Here is a 15,925-nt window from a genome sequence, read left to right as displayed (position 1 = left end):
GCTTAACAGCCGTAAAAGGCCTGGATTTTATCCAGCCTGGAGGCCATATTGGACAGAAGCAGGTCCGCAGTCGTAAGAGCTGCCATGGATTCCACCACCACCACTGCCCTTGGAACAATCACAGGGTCATGGCGTCCCTTGACCTGAACCTCCAGTTCCTCGCCCTGGCGGTTTATGGTCTTTTGGGTCTGGGCGATGGAGGCCGTAGGCTTAAATGCAGCCCGGAACACGACCTGGGTGCCGTCACTGATTCCTCCCAGGATTCCTCCTGCGTGGTTGGTCCTCTTTTTGGCTCCTCTTTCATCTTTTCCGGAAAAACTGTCGTTGTTTTCAGAGCCCAAGGCGCGGGAAGCCTGGAAGCCGTCTCCGATCTCAAAGCCTTTTACCGCACCGATGGACATGACCGCTTTCGCAAGAGCCGCGTCGTACTTGTCAAATACCGGATCGCCAAGGCCTGCCGGAACTCCGTCGATGACGCATTCCACCACGCCTCCCACAGAGTCGGTCTTTGACATCATCTCCTCCACGTACTCCGCAGCAAGGGCTGCCGTTTCATTGTCAGGCATGTAAAAGCTGTTCTGATCCCGTTCCTTTATATCAAAGCGCTCCGGATTGACATCGTACGGTCCGATGGACTTTGTATATGCCGTAACCGTGATCCCAAGGCTTTTTAAAAAGCAGGCCGCAATGGCCCCGGCAGCCACCCTGGCGATGGTTTCCCTTCCGGAAGAACGCCCGCCGCCCCGGTAATCCCGGATTCCGTACTTGGCATCAAAGCCAAAATCCGCATGGCCCGGCCGGTAGACATTCATAATATTGCTGTAATCCTTAGACCTCTGATCCTGGTTCCATACTACCATGGAAATGGGAGCTCCTGTCGTCTGCCCCTCAAAGACACCTGACAGTATCTCCACCTTGTCGCCCTCCTGGCGCTTGGTGGTAAATCTGCTCTGGCCCGGTTTTCTCCTGTCAAGGTATTCCTGGATATCCCCTTCCTCCAGCTTAAGCCCTGCCGGACAGCCGTCCACAACAACGCCTACTCCTTTTCCGTGTGATTCCCCCCAGGTTGTCACCTTCCATATTGTCCCCAGTGTTGATCCTGCCATGTATCATTCTCCTTTTAATTTCTGACTTTCACAATGGTGCAGCTGTTGGGCTCATTGACCCTTAACTCCTTGCCGTTCATGATGAGAAGGCCCTTTTCATAGTCCACCGTAAAGAAGGTGATGCTGCCTGACTCATGGTTGACGGAAGCGATATGCTTATCATCCGGGAAGGCCGTAACGTCTTTTGGATAGCTGCCGCTGATGGGAAGGCAGCATACGGGATCCAAAAGTCCCGTATCCGGGTCCCTCTTATAGACTGAAACAGAATCATCTCCGGCATTACCGCAGAATAAATGCTTTTCATCGTGGGCTATGCGCATGGAGCTGGCTGCAGTGAGCTGGCTGCGCTTTGCTCCTGTGGTGGAAATGGTCTGTATCTTTTCGATCTTCGGCTGGCGGTCTCCCGTCTCATAGGTGAATACGTCTATGACATTCTTTAATTCATAGAGCAGATAGAAAAACTTTCCGTCTGAGCTGAACCGGAAACACTTTGGCGCGGATTCCCGTTCACACCGGATGGCGTCAACCAAAATCATTTCCTCCATCTTTTCATCAAAGCGGTAAATCTTCACCTGGTCAATGCCCAAGTCCGCCACCATGACGTATTTTCCGTCGGGAGTTCTTCTGGAGCAGCTCACATGAGGCCGAAAGTTTCTCTCCGCCACGCTGCCAAGGCCCTTGTGAAATACGGATGTTACGATCTCACCTACGGAACCATCCGTATTCAACCGGAGCACCGTGCACTTTCCGTCGTGATAGCCGGATACAAATATGTATTTTTCAGAGCTGTCAATGGATAAGTGACATCCCCTCATTCCCTTTATATTGGCAGAATTAAGCCTTGTAATCGATCCGTTTTCATGAATTCGGAAGGAGATCACTCCGGTATCTGTAATGGAATAAAGGGTTCTTCCGTCTCTGGAGGAAGTGATATAAGAAGCGTTGTCAACCTCTACCTCACACCGTTCCGTAAAACGTCCCTTTTCCACGTCAACATCATATACCGTAATCCCTTTGGCCTGTCCGCTGTAGGAGTAAGAACCCACATAAGCCATATACTTTCCCTTCATCATACATTCCCTCGCAGAAATAAGCTTATCGGGCTCATTTCTTTTTTATGGTATAGAAAATATCTATACAGTTGACAGTTGCACAGCAAACCTTTTAAACCCAAGGCGCTCATTTCCATAAGTATAAGCCGTATCCATTTTCCCGTCAATATTTTTTACATTTTTCACGTAAAACCTCCATAAAAACTATTGACATACAATGAAAAAACAGTATAATGAATCATGCTGCATGTTTATTAATACTAAACTTTTTAATTAATTTTACCGTTAGTCCGGTCTTGCCTTACGGGCGCTTTACAAAGGAGGAACTTATGGATATAGGTGGAAAATTAAAGGAGCTGAGGGTCTTAAAGGGCCTCACTCAGGAAGAACTGGCCGACCGGGCAGAACTGTCCAAGGGGTTCATATCCCAGCTGGAACGAAATTTAACCTCCCCCTCCATTGCGACTCTCATGGACATCCTTCAGTGCCTGGGGACCTCCACGGCGGAGTTCTTTCACGAAAGCAGGGAGGAACAGATCGTATTCGGCAAGGCTGATTATTTTGAAAAATACGATGCAGAGCTGAAAAGCGAAATCAAATGGATCATTCCCAATGCGCAGAAAAACATGATGGAGCCTATTCTCCTCACGTTAGAAGCAGGGGGGCAGACTTATCCGGACAATCCCCATGAGGGCGAGGAATTCGGATATGTCCTGCAGGGAAGTGTTTCCATTCATATAGGAAATAAAACATATAAAGCCAAAAAAGGGGAATCCTTTTACTTTATATCAGACAAAAAACATTACTTAAGCAGCAAGGCCGGCGCTGCCCTGATCTGGGTCAGCTCTCCGCCGAGCTTTTAACAGGAGGATAAGAGGTTATGGGGCAGCCACTCATTCATTTACAGAATATCACGAAAAATTTCGACGGTACCATGGTGCTGGACGATTTAAACCTCTCCGTCAAGGAGAATACATTTGTCACATTGCTGGGACCCAGCGGCTGCGGAAAGACCACAACCCTGCGCATCATCGGCGGCTTTGAACGCCCGGACAGAGGTCAGGTGATCTTTGACGGACAGGACATCACAGGCCTGCCTCCCAACAAGCGCCAGTTGAACACAGTTTTCCAGAAATATGCGCTTTTCACACACATGTCCATTTCGGAAAACATCGCCTTTGGCCTAAAAATCAAGAATAAATCCAGGTCCTACATTCAGGACAAGATCAAATATGCCTTAAAGCTGGTCAACTTAGACGGCTTTGAAAACCGCACCGTAAGCTCGTTAAGCGGCGGACAGCAGCAGCGTATCGCCATTGCAAGGGCTATCGTAAACGAGCCAAGAGTCCTTCTTTTGGACGAGCCTTTGGGCGCTCTCGACTTAAAGCTGAGACAGGACATGCAGTATGAGCTGATCCGTCTGAAAAACGAGCTGGGCATTACCTTCATCTACGTCACCCATGACCAGGAAGAGGCCCTCACCATGTCCGACACCATTGTGGTCATGAACCAGGGCTATATTCAGCAGATGGGAACTCCGGAAAACATCTACAATGAGCCGGAAAATGCCTTTGTGGCCGACTTCATCGGCGAAAGCAACATTGTGCCGGGAATCATGCTGCGGGATGAGCTGGTGGAAATCTTCCATGCCAAATTCGTCTGCGTGGACAAGGGCTTTGGAACCAACGCCCCGGTGGATGTGGTCATAAGGCCTGAAGACATTGATCTGGTGGAACCGGAACAGGGCTCCTTAACCGGAATTGTCACCCATCTGATTTTCAAGGGCGTTCATTATGAAATGGAAGTCAAGTCTCCCGACGGTTTTGAGTGGCTGGTCCACAGCACAGACATGTTCCCAGTGGGACAGAAGGTGGGAATCCATGTGGACCCATTTGACATCCAGATCATGAACAAACCGGCTTCAGAGGATGAGGAGGCCGTGGGAATCAATGAGTAAGAAATTATTATCAGGTCCTTATATCATGTGGATGATCGGCTTCATTCTGATCCCTCTGGCTTTGATCGTATTCTACGGCCTCACCGACAGGTCCGGGGCCTTTACCTTAGCAAATGTCATTTCCATCGGATCGGCAGAACACGCAAAAGCTTTGTGGCTTTCCCTGGGCCTTTCCTTTATCAGCACCATTCTCTGCCTGGTTCTGGCTTATCCTCTGGCTCTGGTTCTTCGCTCCAGAGGCATGGGACAGGGAAGCTTCATTGTTTTTATCTTCATCCTGCCCATGTGGATGAATTTTCTTCTGCGCACCCTGGCATGGCAGACTCTTCTTGAGAAAAACGGAGTCATCAACGGGATATTATCTTCCCTTCATCTGCCCACCCAGAGCCTGATCAACACACCTGGGGCCATTATCCTGGGCATGGTTTACAACTTCCTGCCCTTCATGGTCCTTCCTATTTATAATGTCCTTTCCAAAATTGACGACAGCGTCATCAATGCGGCCAGGGACTTGGGAGCCAATTCCTTTCAGGTTCTGCTGCGCATCCTGATGCCTTTAAGCATTCCGGGAGTGGTAAGCGGCATCACCATGGTATTTGTGCCTGCCCTCACAACCTTTGTTATCTCAAACATTTTAGGAGGAAGCAAAATCCTTCTCATCGGAAATGTCATTGAGCAGGAGTTCACCAGGGGAAGCAACTGGAATTTAGGCTCCGGCCTTTCCTTAGTCTTGATGATATTCATTCTGATCAGCATGGCCCTCATCGCCAAATATGACAAGAACGGGGAGGGAACAGCATTCTGATGAAAAGAAAAACTGGTTTAATCAAACGCTTTATCCAGGACTTTTACCTGGTGATCATTCTGGTGTTTTTATATGCACCCATCGCCACCATGATGGTGCTGTCCTTTAACAGCTCCAAATCCCGCACCCAGTGGGGCGGCTTTACCCTGCGCTGGTATCAGGACCTTTTTGCCAGCAGCACCATTATGACAGCCCTTTACAACACTCTGCTGATCGCATTTTTGTCCTCCCTCATTGCTGCTATCATCGGCACGGCAGCAGCCATTGCCATCAACAGCATGAACCGGGGGCCGCGGTCTTTGCTCATGGGAATTACAAACATCCCCATGCTCAATGCGGATATTGTAACAGGAATTTCTCTGATGCTGGCATTTATCGCCTTTGGGATTTCCCTAGGCTTTCAGACGATTTTGATTTCGCACATTACCTTTAACATTCCGTACGTGATTTTGAGCGTTATGCCCAAGCTGAAGCAGACGGATAAGAGCACTTATGAGGCTGCCATGGATTTGGGCGCCACTCCGGTCTACGCCTTTTTTAAGGTCATTTTCCCGGATATCCTTCCGGGTGTGCTTTCCGGATTTTTGCTGGCTTTTACCATGTCCCTGGACGATTTCATCATCACCCATTTTACAAAGGGAGCCGGCATCAACACCCTTTCCACCTTGATTTACAGCGAGGTGCGCCGGGGAATCAGGCCATCTATGTATGCCCTGTCAACCATCATCTTCATCGCAGTTTTAGTGCTGCTTCTGCTCACCAACTTTGCACCGAAAAGAAAAAATAACAGGAGAACAACCATATGAAAAAAAGATTATTTAAGGTTATGACCGCAGTTTCCCTGGCTGCCATGATTGCCTCTGCTGCTGCCGGATGCGGAAAGCAGTCTGCAAAGGCAGGAGCCGCAGGCGAAGTTTACGTCTACAACTGGGGAGAGTATATTGACGAATCCGTCATCGAAGAATTTGAAAAAGAAACAGGAATCAAGGTGGTTTACGATATGTTTGAAACCAACGAGGAAATGTATCCTGTCATCGAAGCAGGCGGCGTGAAATACGATGCCGTATGTCCTTCCGACTACATGATTCAGAAAATGATCGAAAACAACCTTCTGTCAGAAATCAACTTTGACAACGTGCCTAACTTAAAGGAAATCGACCCTCAGTACCTGGAAATGGCAAAAAGCATTGACCCGGAAAACAAGTATTCCGTGCCCTACGCCTGGGGAACCGTAGGAATCCTTTACAACACCAGCCTGGTGGCACCGGAAGACGTTCCGACCAAGTGGTCTGACCTTTGGAATGACAAATTCAAGGACAACATCCTGATGCAGGACAGCGTCCGTGACGCCTTTATGGTAGCTTTAAAGTCTCTGGGATATTCCATGAACACCGCCAATGAAGCGGAAATCAACGAAGCAAAGGAACTTCTGATCAGTCAGAAGCCTCTGGTTCAGGCCTACGTCATTGACCAGGTCCGTGACAAGATGATCGGCGGCGAGGCCGCTGTAGGCGTGATCTACTCCGGAGAAATGCTTTATATTCAGAATGAAGTGGAAGAGCTGGGCCTCGATTACTCCCTGGAATACGTGATTCCGGAAGAAGGAACCAATCTCTGGCTGGATTCCTGGGTAATCCCTGCCAATGCTCCTAACAAGGAAAATGCGGAAAAATGGATTAACTTCCTCTGCCGCCCTGACATTGCCAAGAAAAACTTTGAATACATCACCTATGCCACTCCCAACAAGGGCGCTTTTGACTTATTAGACCCGGAAATCCAGAGTAACAAGGCTGTTTTCCCGGATTCTGACAAGTTGAAGAACAGTGAAGTATTCCAGTATCTTGGAAATGATGTGGACTCACTTTACAACGAAGCGTGGAAAGAGGTAAAGTCCAACTAAAAAAGAGATGGGGAGGGTTACAGTTATGGCTGAGAGCATGGAAATACTTCTGCGGCAAGTCGTGGACATAGCCATTTTATTCTTCGAATTTATGGGGGTAATTGCAATCATCGTCACAGGTATTCGGGGAATCCGTGACAGTATCAGACACAATATGGATATCCGCTTAAATCTGGCTCAGGGTATGGCCCTGGGACTGGAATTTAAGTTGGGAAGCGAGATTCTCCGTACTGTTGTGGTACGGGAATTATCGGAGGTGGCAGTGGTGGCAGCCATCATCATCTTAAGAGCCGCCCTTACCTTTCTGATTCATTGGGAAATCAGGATCGAGAAGGAATCAATTGACGTAAAGTAAGAACAAAAGAAGTGGCTGTCAGGAAATAAGATAGTCCGATGAATAGAGGCGGCGTTGCAAAACAGATGAAAAATCTTCTGTGGAGCAACGCTCCTTTTTTGTTCTAAATCAGGAAAAGATGGAGAGATCATTCCAAGCCGTTTTAATGTTATTTTTCTTTATTTATTATGTGTTGATTATACTTTCTTAGGCGTCTAAGTGTAGATATAATACTGCTTAACAGCTCTTTGACTATTCGAATTCCAAAATCAATTTCCATCAGCTTAGCACAATCATCCCTGATTCCTGGCAATACACGGCAAGTATTCGGGTATCATAGCAGTTTTATAGATAAGATTTAATTATAATTATTTTGTTATGTTTTATAAATTTATATCGAAGTTTGTTATATTTAGCATCTGAAAATTGTCTTACTTATTTAGAAATATAAATATACAGAAAGCAAATGATTATATAAATAGAACAATCAATGAATATTGTACACCGTAAAAATCTTTGCAATGGTGATAATGCTTTGATATAATGCAAGGAAAGCATATTACAAATGGGGGAGTATGAAAATGTTATCTGACCTAATAGATAGTAAAGAGGATTTGTCAAAATTTCAACGTATTTATGAAAGGCACAAAAATACAATGTATTCAGTTGCATATGATGTCTTGAAAAATTCTCATGATGCAGAAGATATTGTTGAACAGTCTTTAATCAAGGTAATCGAAATTTTGAATAGTATCGACGTAGAAGATATTGACAAACCCAGGTGCAAGAATCTGATGATTACAATAACTAAAAATACAGCGATTGATTATCTGAGGAAAAATAAGAACGAGTCGGTTTTATATAAAGATATTGAAGTTCGGCGAACCGAAAAAAGCACTGAGGATTTGTACATAGAGATGGAAAATTATCGGGATGTAATATCATGTATAGATAAGATGGATGATAAATATAAGGATGTTCTGCGGTTAAAGGTACTTCATCATTTAAGCTCGAAAGAAGCAGGGAAAATCTTGAATATAAGTGAGTATAATGTTAATGTGAGATTTATGAGGGCCAAGGCAATCTTGAAAGAGAAACTAGAGGAGCGTGGAGGAAAATGAATGATGATTTTAAAAATAAAAAAAGTGATTATCTGTTAGAACTTGCACTTGAAGAACAGCTGGAACATGATATTGAAATGGAAAAATATAAGGGTGACAATAAAATATTGAATCCACACGTGTTCTCGCAGGAACATGAAAAGAGAATCCGGGAAATATTCAAGATGGCAGAAAAAGCCGAGAAAAAATCCAGGCGTACAAAAAGATTCCACCAGATGGCCGCAGGGGTTTTGTTGTTTCTTGGTATTAGTACATTTTCAGTAACACAGGTGGAGGCATTCCGGCTTCCAATAATCCGTTTTTTTACCGAGATAAAAGAAAAATCGACTTTATTTAATTTCAATAAGGAGAATAACACTGGCCTTACTGAAAATTATAAAGAATATGAACCGTATTATGAACCGGAAGGATTTTCCTCACTGGCAGTGCATGAAGAAGAAGGGGAATTTCATATTGAATATTTAAATGAACAAAAACAACAGGTATATACGTTCTTTTTTTTCGATAGTGTAGACAGTATAGCTATTGATACGGAGGAAGGGGATACCGCAGAAATTAAAATAGATGGGAACCAGGCATATTTAGTTCAGAAAGAAGAAGAAATCAGAATGTTGATGATTAAAGATAATAAACAGTTTTATTTAGCAGGTCCTATATCTTATGAAGAAGCTGTAAAAATCATGAAAAGTATAAAATAATTTTTGCTTTTTGTTATATTACAGTCCCTTCAATCGTAAAAGATAGAAAGAATATTATTTTAGGAGGGATTTTATGAAACATTTAAAAAAGAGATTTTTAGTATCCTTATTTTTAATGGTGTTGGCGGTATCTTCAATCACTGCATATGCATCTCCAGTGGTCGGGCCTCAGTGGTCATATCTCACAATGATAACTGGCCGTATGAAAGTAGATGATAAGAATTATGCTAAGATAACGGTAGCTTGCAGCAGTGATAAAATTGAGGTCACTAAAGTGACGGCAAAATGTGAATTACAGCAATTGGAGGGCTCTTGGAAGACAATTAAAAGTTGGAGTGAATCCAGTGCGGGCAGGAATATTGCATATACAAAAGAATATGGAATTGCCAAGAACTATAACTATCGTTTAAAAGTTACAGCTTCAACATATAAAAATTCAACATTATTGGAATCAGCTACAGAATACTTTGATTATGGATATTATGAATAAACAAGGTATCGGGTAAATTCGTAAGCACGAAAAATCTGAGTATTGGGTTACTGCACTATATTAATTAGTGTGGTGGCCCCTTTTTTTACCACAAATAAATAAACTTTTAAAAGAATGGAACCTTAAATTTTTGCTAAAAAGATTTTAAAAGTCTGAACAGCTATTATGCTGATTTTGACAGAACAACCAGGAAAACAGACACTATATAGTTTTTAATATGAAATATCTCCAATATCATGTTAGTCAGCTTATAAACAATTAAGAATTGTTACATTATTTCTTAATTTTCTGTAAATAAATACCATTTTGTTATGTTAGCTTCATAAGAAACGTATAACTTATGAACTACAAAAAAGAGGGATAATTTCAATGCATATTTAAAAACTGTATTCTAAGAAAACCCAAGCCTATGTTACACATCTGGAAACACGATTAAATTAATATAGATCATGATTATTTCAATCAAGTTTGCTCTGTATAGTCGGATGAACTTTTTCACTGAGAAGACTATTTATGTGTGTATTCATGGCTGTGGGGGTAATGATTAGACTGGCAGTCTGCGGTAAAAACTACTGGTTCCGGTTTGTGGCTTTCCCATAATACTGTTAAACGTGTCCGAAATGATATAGTTTTTAGACTGCTCCCGTTGAAAAGGGCTGCTATACCGGGATAACTGGGAAGTTTTCTAATCGTATAATTTTGAGAATATAACAGATTACAGTTAAAAAATGGCATCTATATCCTTGGGGGGAGAGTGGTTGCTTCGTTTGTTAGCATTAGTTGCAATAAAGATAAAACGCCGGCAAAGCGATACTTCTACCCAAAGAAAGCATGCTGAAAATGCTTTATGTGGCCCATAATAGGCACTACGAAAAAGAAGGGAGGCTCAAGCATAAATTAGTCTTAAATGCAGAGTTACTTTGAAACGTAATTATTCTTCTGTCATACTATAAGTTTATTTTTAGTTATTAATGTAACACTTTAAATCTGTTCAAAAATAGGTATGGATTTATTTTTTCATAAGAACGGATGGGTATATTGAAACAGCCAAAATATTTAATGATTTTAGTTTCTAAATTTGCATTTTATTCCTTTTTACATTCAAAAAGGGAGTATGCAAAATGGAAAATACAATCAGGCTGCTTGTCAAACAATATCAGAAAACTGGAGATGAACAATATTTTGAAGAGTTAGTTGATCGTTTTCAACCTCTCATAAAGTCATATGCCCGTAAACTGTATTATCTGGAATATGAAGATTGTTTACAGGAATTAACACTGGCCCTTTATGAAGGGGTAACTAAAATGACCAGAACTGATGATGAATATAGCTGTATTGCTTACATAAATAAAGCAGTTAAACATAAATTTTGTAAATTATATTATGACAGTATTGATGCCCAAAAACAGCAAGAATCCAACATATACCCGGATCTTAATCAAATATCAGGTTCCCGTCCAGACTATGAAATAGAGAAATGTATTTGTAAAATGGACTTAGAGAATTTCTTCAAAGGAAAAAACGAACTGGAATGTTCGATTATTAGTTTAATCTTATATGGTTATAGTGATGATGAAATTGGGAAAAAGTTAGGTTATAGCCGCCAGTACATCAATCGGATAAAGAAAAGAATATTAATACCATAATTATAATAAACAAAGACCGCCATAAAGGCGGTCGGTGTTTATTCGGTATTTCTGTTCTGTGATGCACATATGTTGGCTAATTTCTCATTCATAACATTGATAATTGAGATCTTATCGGTCAATTCCGATATTAGTTCCTGATACTTTTTCTCTCTGGCATCCTGCATTTCATCAAGTTTATCACTTTTCTTAATTGTATACAGTAATAGAAATACAAATAAAACGGCCCAAATTCCTTGGGATTGAGTAAGTTGTATTACCAGTTCCTCCACTTCAAACCTCCTTTCAGTGTTTAGTCACATATTAATAAGGAGAGGAAGGTGAATTTAGAAACAGACATTAAAAAAGCCTGTATATTATTAAGAGTAAGAGAAATATTACTTTTTGAAAGTTTTTGAATAGAAACAACGTGGTTCTTTCATCATGTATAAAAGAAACTATTAAGATATGCATATGAATATATAAAGAATATTTGCCGGCTATTGACATGCAGTAATAGATTTGTTATATGTGAAGCCAGATATAAAGGCCTATTTAACTTAGACAATTTTACTGTTGGTGTAGTAAAATGAAAACCCTACCGGAGTGGGTAATGTGGATTTTTTCATAGATAGTTTAATAAAAGTGACTAATACAATCGTTTATCAGCACGGGCACTAGCCTAAAATCTTTACTCAGAAAGGGAAATATTTTATGAAACGGAAATTAATTGGATTTATATTTCTAAGTTTACTTATCATTGGTAATACAGCTTGCCAGCCGCGTCAACAGGAAACCGTTCCTTTGGAAACTCTGGAGGTAAGTACCCCTTCGGAACCAACAAAATATTATGCAGGCAGCCTTGACGAGGCGGTAAAAGAGTTCGCAAACATAGAGAGTAGATATATTACAGATCGATTCAACATAGGAAACCATTTTTATATAGATCATGAGAACGTTCTGTGGGGAACCGGGCAAAATGAATACTGGCAATTAGGCATACCAAAAGAGGAGGATCGAAATGAACTTGCTGCCATCTATTCCACGCCCGTTATGATTGCTGAAAATGTAATCCATGTGGATGCCTCTGAAAATGGATATTTTATGATATTTTTAACGGAAGACCATAAGCTGTATGGCATGGGGTCCAACAGACTGGGAGTATTGCGCCTTCCCCTAAAAGAGAGTGAGGAAGGGAACTATCATCTGAATATTACTGCAGAGCCTGTCCTGCTAATGGAAAACGTGTTATTTGCTTCTGCAGGCAGAGAAAGTATTTCTGTTTTAACAGAGGATAATAACGTATGGTGGTGGGGGAGATTCAATAGTACCACAGGTACTGATAAGCTGGATCAAATGTATAGTGAGACTCCCCTTTTAATGGTTGAGAATGCAAAATACACAGTCTGTGGGGCGGATATGGCGGCGGCTATTGATCAGAATAATAATTTATGGACCTGGGGAAATAATGTGTGGGGGCAATGCGGGATCCGTTCTGAGAGAGACTACCTAAGAGAGGCACAAATGGTATGCAGCGAGGTAGATATGGTATGGCTGGATATGCTGAATTCAAAGCAAAACCGGATACCGAGCGATGATCTGCCAGATTTTGATCCGTATGATGACGTCCGGTATTCCTATACTACTTTTATCAGAAAAGAGGACGGAGAATTATATGCATGCGGTATTAACTTGGGGACGGAAGAAAAAACAGTGAATCTTTATGGAGATATCCTTGCTTCCGACCAGGAAGATAAATCCGGATATACATTTAATTTTTCTGCGGAATTTTTAGAGGTTGGAATTAAATCTACAGATAAAAAGTAAAGGAAAATCGTGATTAAAATTTTTGACAGATATGCAAAAGTAGGCCTCTTATTTTTAGTCAAACCGTGCATGACATGTTCCTATATCTGTCATGCCCCAAAGAAATGGAATAAAGGGCTGTTAAAGCGCGTATTGTCAGATAACCAGCAGCAAAAGGGACCTCTTCATCCTGAAGGAAAGGAGGCATTACCTGATATCCGCAAGTGATGCATTCATAATATCTATCTTCCTGGAGCATCATGGAATGTCTGGTACAGTCTCTGAAATTTTCACCGCACATAGTTCCCCCCTTATGCAAAACCGTTGTCTTTTCCAGAAGAAACATTTTTATCTACAGCAAACTTAGTGCCATCTGATGCCGTTACAGGCAATTAGTCCTATTAAATTTGTTTTTCTTACGTAATTGGCATTCCAATATTACTGCGCTTCCCGAATATAGGTCTTTCCCTTTTTAACCGTTTTAAAGGCATCAGAATTTAATAAAGCACGAATAAAAACCGGCTGCATATTTTCATCTTTATTTGGAAAACCGAAATCTGACTTGAAGAAATGATCTGCACTTATTGTAAGTAAACCGTAATCGCCATTAATTCTTCCACAAGCATACCCTTTACAATAAAAGCCACATTGCAGAATTTTTATTAAATTTTCAGAAGTTGTATCAGCACCAATAGTGGCACAACTGTTCCTTGTTCCATTGCCAAATACTCCATCTGCTGTTAGTCCTAATTCGTATTGAAGGGCATGCACTAAGGCTTTGAAAGTTCATGCCCCTGTAATTTCATCCTCTTCAATATAAACATATCTGGGAATCCTTATGTATGTTTGATTATACCATTCCTGAACTTCTAAAACCTTTAAATTCATATTGATCACATCACTGATTACAGGTTGTTAAAGCGCCTTCTTCCCAGCTGTATAATATTTGATTGGAAAGAAGGCATATGATTGATTTCATTGCTGCCTAAAAAAGCAGAATGTCCTACGATTGGTTACGCTTTGTAGAGGCAGAAATTCTTGGAAAACATCGATCCACCGGCATAATTGAGCGTTAAGAATCCTGTATAACTGGTCACGCCGGCACTTCCTTTTTTATATCCGATAATGTGCATGTTCGCGGGATTACTTTCACCACAAGTTGCCCCACGTGTGTATACGTAATCTCCGGTGCTTAATGTTGTGTGATGACTTCCGCTTGAAGATACCACATTCATATTTTTTCTGAGCTTAAAGCGGTAGCAGGCACTGCCCAAGGCGGATTCCGTTACACTCTGTCCAGAATAAGCCAGGTTTCCATACTGTCCACTATTGATGAAGCCTAATTCATATGAACCATTGTTTTTAAGGAATCTGATTTCGTAGTGGCCGAAATACCCCATGTGCTCTCGGACGAGAGTAAAAACTTCACCATTGTACAGTGTTCCTATTTTTCCGTCACTAGGACAATCGGATGCCCAGTATACTGGAATATTTGACCCTTCATTTATTGCATGATAACCCATATTTATCTCTCCTTTTTCATTTTTGATTTTGATGTTGCGATACTATTTAAATAAATCTTAGTAAACAAGGTGCTCTTTTCCGATAATTAGATAAAACTTTTTTTATTTGATTCATACCCAATTGGTCATCACCGCCTTTCGTTTATTCTCATTAGTTAATAAGGAGCAAAAATAAAAAGTGTAAACTATATAAATAAAAATTGTTATCTTCTGCAATATGTGAATGGAAGTAACTGCACCATAGATAGTTTTTTCGATACAGAGTAAGCGCTAATATTTAAGGTGGACTGTGCATCACACTGATTTTATGTATAATTGTTTAGTGGCAATGTGAGTATTTCACTCCATTATCGTTGCGATATATAAGCATTCACTATAAATTCTAGAAGTGATTTATAAATGCCAGCTGCCTGAAGCCCTATAGAAAGACAGTACTAGTTGATCATGGAATACCACACCAGAGGTATGTCTGACTATCAGCAGTATACAGAACACTGCATTAATCACTAGATAAAGTGCCTCCGGCGCAAAATCTGCTATAGGCGGTTTAGTCTCAGCAATAACCTTGAGAATTTCATTCGTCCCATAACTAGGGAAAACCGCATCTTTAGTGATACTCAGTCTGATGCCAGTATGCTTGTCTGAATGATAAGCAAAATGGCTAAGACTCATAACCCGAATCATTATAAGTACCTGAATTATCCGCTGGAATAAAATGGAAATCTCTAGGCTGGAACGTCTGCTTAGCTCCAGCCTAAAATTTTGTGTTTACGGTTAAAACAGCTTTTTTGTTGCATTCTAATTTGATATCATTTATTCTATATATAAAAACTGTATAGTGCTTGGCAGCTAGTAAGATTTGTATGAAATAAATTGATAGTTTTTCATTCCCGATGAAATATAATTAGATAGCATTTAGTCTGCATATATCTAAAGGAGGTACATATGCTATGCGCTGTAAAAAGATATATTTAGTACAAGTTATTTCAATGTTGAGTTTGCTGTTGTTACTAACAGGCTGTTCAAGGCACAAATATGAAATAAATGATAATAAATCCATTATTCTCGATACAGAATATAACGAATTTAGAGATGGAGAAACAACATATTCATACGAGATTTATGACTCAAGGATTAGCTTATATTATCCAGAGGGGTATAGATTTACCTATGATTCATATTTGGAGAGGTTTACTGGTTTTGATGAAGAAGAGTATCAAGATGCGAAAGAAAAATATGTTGATCCGGAAGAATTGGTCAGAATTCTCGATTCACAGCCTAAGCGTGAAGGGGTGTTGGGATTCATAGGAATGATGCTTTTGGCATATGGATTTGCAATTTATTTTTATCCTGATATGTTTTATACTATTCGTGGATTATGGAAAAGTCAATTTCTTATTCCTTCTGAAAGTGAATATCCTGTTATTAGAAAAATATCAATTTCTAGCATTATACTTGGAATTTTCTTGTTTTTTTTGTATATGATTGGTTAGATTTAAGGGAGGCCA

17 protein-coding genes are annotated in these 15,925 nt (G+C 41.0%); 12 read left to right on the top strand and 5 right to left on the bottom strand.

Going from position 1 to position 15,925, the window contains the following annotated elements; genetic code table 11:
- Window positions 1-2: 2 nt before the first annotated feature.
- Entirely contained in the window at window positions 3-1,106 is a 1,104-nt protein-coding gene (gene aroC, locus QM657_RS07825; RefSeq protein WP_415066044.1) for a chorismate synthase, read from the bottom strand.
- A 14-nt stretch (window positions 1,107-1,120) separates the two neighbouring features.
- Window positions 1,121-2,176, bottom strand: a complete 1,056-nt coding sequence (locus QM657_RS07820) for a lactonase family protein (protein ID WP_415066083.1) — start codon at window positions 2,174-2,176, stop codon at window positions 1,121-1,123.
- 311 nt (window positions 2,177-2,487) lie between these two features.
- Between QM657_RS07820 and QM657_RS07815 the strand changes: the two genes are divergently transcribed.
- The 10 genes from QM657_RS07815 to QM657_RS07770 all read left to right on the top strand — a co-directional run bounded on the left by QM657_RS07815 (window position 2,488) and on the right by QM657_RS07770 (window position 11,109).
- The gene (locus QM657_RS07815) at window positions 2,488-3,021 is read left to right on the top strand and encodes a helix-turn-helix domain-containing protein (RefSeq protein WP_415066043.1); all 534 of its coding nucleotides are present in this window, start codon (window positions 2,488-2,490) and stop codon (window positions 3,019-3,021) included.
- Between the two features lie 17 nt (window positions 3,022-3,038).
- Window positions 3,039-4,115, top strand: coding sequence for an ABC transporter ATP-binding protein (locus tag QM657_RS07810; RefSeq protein WP_415066042.1), 1,077 nt, complete (start codon window positions 3,039-3,041; stop codon window positions 4,113-4,115).
- Entirely contained in the window at window positions 4,108-4,920 is an 813-nt protein-coding gene (locus QM657_RS07805) for an ABC transporter permease (RefSeq protein ID WP_415066041.1), read from the top strand. The genes QM657_RS07810 and QM657_RS07805 overlap by 8 nt, the downstream gene beginning before the upstream one ends.
- On the top strand, window positions 4,920-5,726 hold the full coding sequence (locus QM657_RS07800; RefSeq protein WP_415066040.1) for an ABC transporter permease: 807 nt from the start codon (window positions 4,920-4,922) through the stop codon (window positions 5,724-5,726). Before QM657_RS07805 ends, QM657_RS07800 begins: the two co-directional genes overlap by 1 nt.
- Entirely contained in the window at window positions 5,723-6,820 is a 1,098-nt protein-coding gene (locus QM657_RS07795) for an ABC transporter substrate-binding protein (protein WP_415066039.1), read from the top strand. The genes QM657_RS07800 and QM657_RS07795 overlap by 4 nt, the downstream gene beginning before the upstream one ends.
- A gap of 25 nt (window positions 6,821-6,845) precedes the next feature.
- Complete coding sequence (locus tag QM657_RS07790; RefSeq protein WP_415066038.1) at window positions 6,846-7,175, top strand: DUF1622 domain-containing protein; 330 nt, start codon at window positions 6,846-6,848, stop codon at window positions 7,173-7,175.
- A gap of 554 nt (window positions 7,176-7,729) precedes the next feature.
- The gene (locus QM657_RS07785; protein WP_415066037.1) at window positions 7,730-8,275 is read left to right on the top strand and encodes an RNA polymerase sigma factor; all 546 of its coding nucleotides are present in this window, start codon (window positions 7,730-7,732) and stop codon (window positions 8,273-8,275) included.
- Window positions 8,272-8,973: a DUF4367 domain-containing protein gene (locus QM657_RS07780; RefSeq protein ID WP_415066036.1), complete on the top strand. Its 702-nt coding sequence runs from the start codon at window positions 8,272-8,274 to the stop codon at window positions 8,971-8,973. The genes QM657_RS07785 and QM657_RS07780 overlap by 4 nt, the downstream gene beginning before the upstream one ends.
- A gap of 73 nt (window positions 8,974-9,046) precedes the next feature.
- The gene (locus tag QM657_RS07775; RefSeq protein WP_415066035.1) at window positions 9,047-9,463 is read left to right on the top strand and encodes a hypothetical protein; all 417 of its coding nucleotides are present in this window, start codon (window positions 9,047-9,049) and stop codon (window positions 9,461-9,463) included.
- A 1,121-nt stretch (window positions 9,464-10,584) separates the two neighbouring features.
- Window positions 10,585-11,109, top strand: a complete 525-nt coding sequence (locus QM657_RS07770; protein ID WP_415066034.1) for a sigma-70 family RNA polymerase sigma factor — start codon at window positions 10,585-10,587, stop codon at window positions 11,107-11,109.
- A 38-nt stretch (window positions 11,110-11,147) separates the two neighbouring features.
- Here the strand turns inward: QM657_RS07770 and QM657_RS07765 are convergent, their stop codons facing one another.
- Window positions 11,148-11,381 carry a BhlA/UviB family holin-like peptide gene (locus tag QM657_RS07765; RefSeq protein WP_415066033.1) on the bottom strand — a complete coding sequence of 78 codons (234 nt, stop codon included), beginning with the start codon at window positions 11,379-11,381 and terminating at the stop codon, window positions 11,148-11,150.
- A 421-nt stretch (window positions 11,382-11,802) separates the two neighbouring features.
- On the opposite strand from QM657_RS07765, the gene QM657_RS07760 reads away from it, so the two are divergent.
- Window positions 11,803-12,915: a hypothetical protein gene (locus QM657_RS07760; protein WP_415066032.1), complete on the top strand. Its 1,113-nt coding sequence runs from the start codon at window positions 11,803-11,805 to the stop codon at window positions 12,913-12,915.
- A 417-nt stretch (window positions 12,916-13,332) separates the two neighbouring features.
- On the opposite strand, the gene QM657_RS07755 is transcribed toward QM657_RS07760, so the two are convergent.
- Window positions 13,333-13,665, bottom strand: coding sequence for a hypothetical protein (locus tag QM657_RS07755; protein WP_415066031.1), 333 nt, complete (start codon window positions 13,663-13,665; stop codon window positions 13,333-13,335).
- A gap of 242 nt (window positions 13,666-13,907) precedes the next feature.
- Complete coding sequence (locus tag QM657_RS07750; protein ID WP_415066029.1) at window positions 13,908-14,417, bottom strand: hypothetical protein; 510 nt, start codon at window positions 14,415-14,417, stop codon at window positions 13,908-13,910.
- 950 nt (window positions 14,418-15,367) lie between these two features.
- On the opposite strand from QM657_RS07750, the gene QM657_RS07745 reads away from it, so the two are divergent.
- Complete coding sequence (locus QM657_RS07745) at window positions 15,368-15,910, top strand: hypothetical protein (protein WP_415066028.1); 543 nt, start codon at window positions 15,368-15,370, stop codon at window positions 15,908-15,910.
- The last annotated feature ends 15 nt before the right edge of the window (window positions 15,911-15,925 follow it).

The sequence above is a fragment of the Lacrimispora sp. genome, from assembly GCF_047605665.1.
Taxonomy (GTDB): domain Bacteria; phylum Bacillota; class Clostridia; order Lachnospirales; family Lachnospiraceae; genus Lacrimispora.
This window is presented reverse-complemented; position numbering and strand designations above follow the sequence as displayed.

Coding starts and splice junctions, on each gene's coding strand:
- aroC (WP_415066044.1), bottom strand. CDS start 1,106: ATGGCAGGATCAACACTGGGGACAATATGGAAGGTGACAACCTGGGGG.
- QM657_RS07820 (WP_415066083.1), bottom strand. CDS start 2,176: ATGAAGGGAAAGTATATGGCTTATGTGGGTTCTTACTCCTACAGCGGA.
- QM657_RS07815 (WP_415066043.1), top strand. CDS start 2,488: ATGGATATAGGTGGAAAATTAAAGGAGCTGAGGGTCTTAAAGGGCCTC.
- QM657_RS07810 (WP_415066042.1), top strand. CDS start 3,039: ATGGGGCAGCCACTCATTCATTTACAGAATATCACGAAAAATTTCGAC.
- QM657_RS07805 (WP_415066041.1), top strand. CDS start 4,108: ATGAGTAAGAAATTATTATCAGGTCCTTATATCATGTGGATGATCGGC.
- QM657_RS07800 (WP_415066040.1), top strand. CDS start 4,920: ATGAAAAGAAAAACTGGTTTAATCAAACGCTTTATCCAGGACTTTTAC.
- QM657_RS07795 (WP_415066039.1), top strand. CDS start 5,723: ATGAAAAAAAGATTATTTAAGGTTATGACCGCAGTTTCCCTGGCTGCC.
- QM657_RS07790 (WP_415066038.1), top strand. CDS start 6,846: ATGGCTGAGAGCATGGAAATACTTCTGCGGCAAGTCGTGGACATAGCC.
- QM657_RS07785 (WP_415066037.1), top strand. CDS start 7,730: ATGAAAATGTTATCTGACCTAATAGATAGTAAAGAGGATTTGTCAAAA.
- QM657_RS07780 (WP_415066036.1), top strand. CDS start 8,272: ATGAATGATGATTTTAAAAATAAAAAAAGTGATTATCTGTTAGAACTT.
- QM657_RS07775 (WP_415066035.1), top strand. CDS start 9,047: ATGAAACATTTAAAAAAGAGATTTTTAGTATCCTTATTTTTAATGGTG.
- QM657_RS07770 (WP_415066034.1), top strand. CDS start 10,585: ATGGAAAATACAATCAGGCTGCTTGTCAAACAATATCAGAAAACTGGA.
- QM657_RS07760 (WP_415066032.1), top strand. CDS start 11,803: ATGAAACGGAAATTAATTGGATTTATATTTCTAAGTTTACTTATCATT.
- QM657_RS07750 (WP_415066029.1), bottom strand. CDS start 14,417: ATGGGTTATCATGCAATAAATGAAGGGTCAAATATTCCAGTATACTGG.
- QM657_RS07745 (WP_415066028.1), top strand. CDS start 15,368: ATGCGCTGTAAAAAGATATATTTAGTACAAGTTATTTCAATGTTGAGT.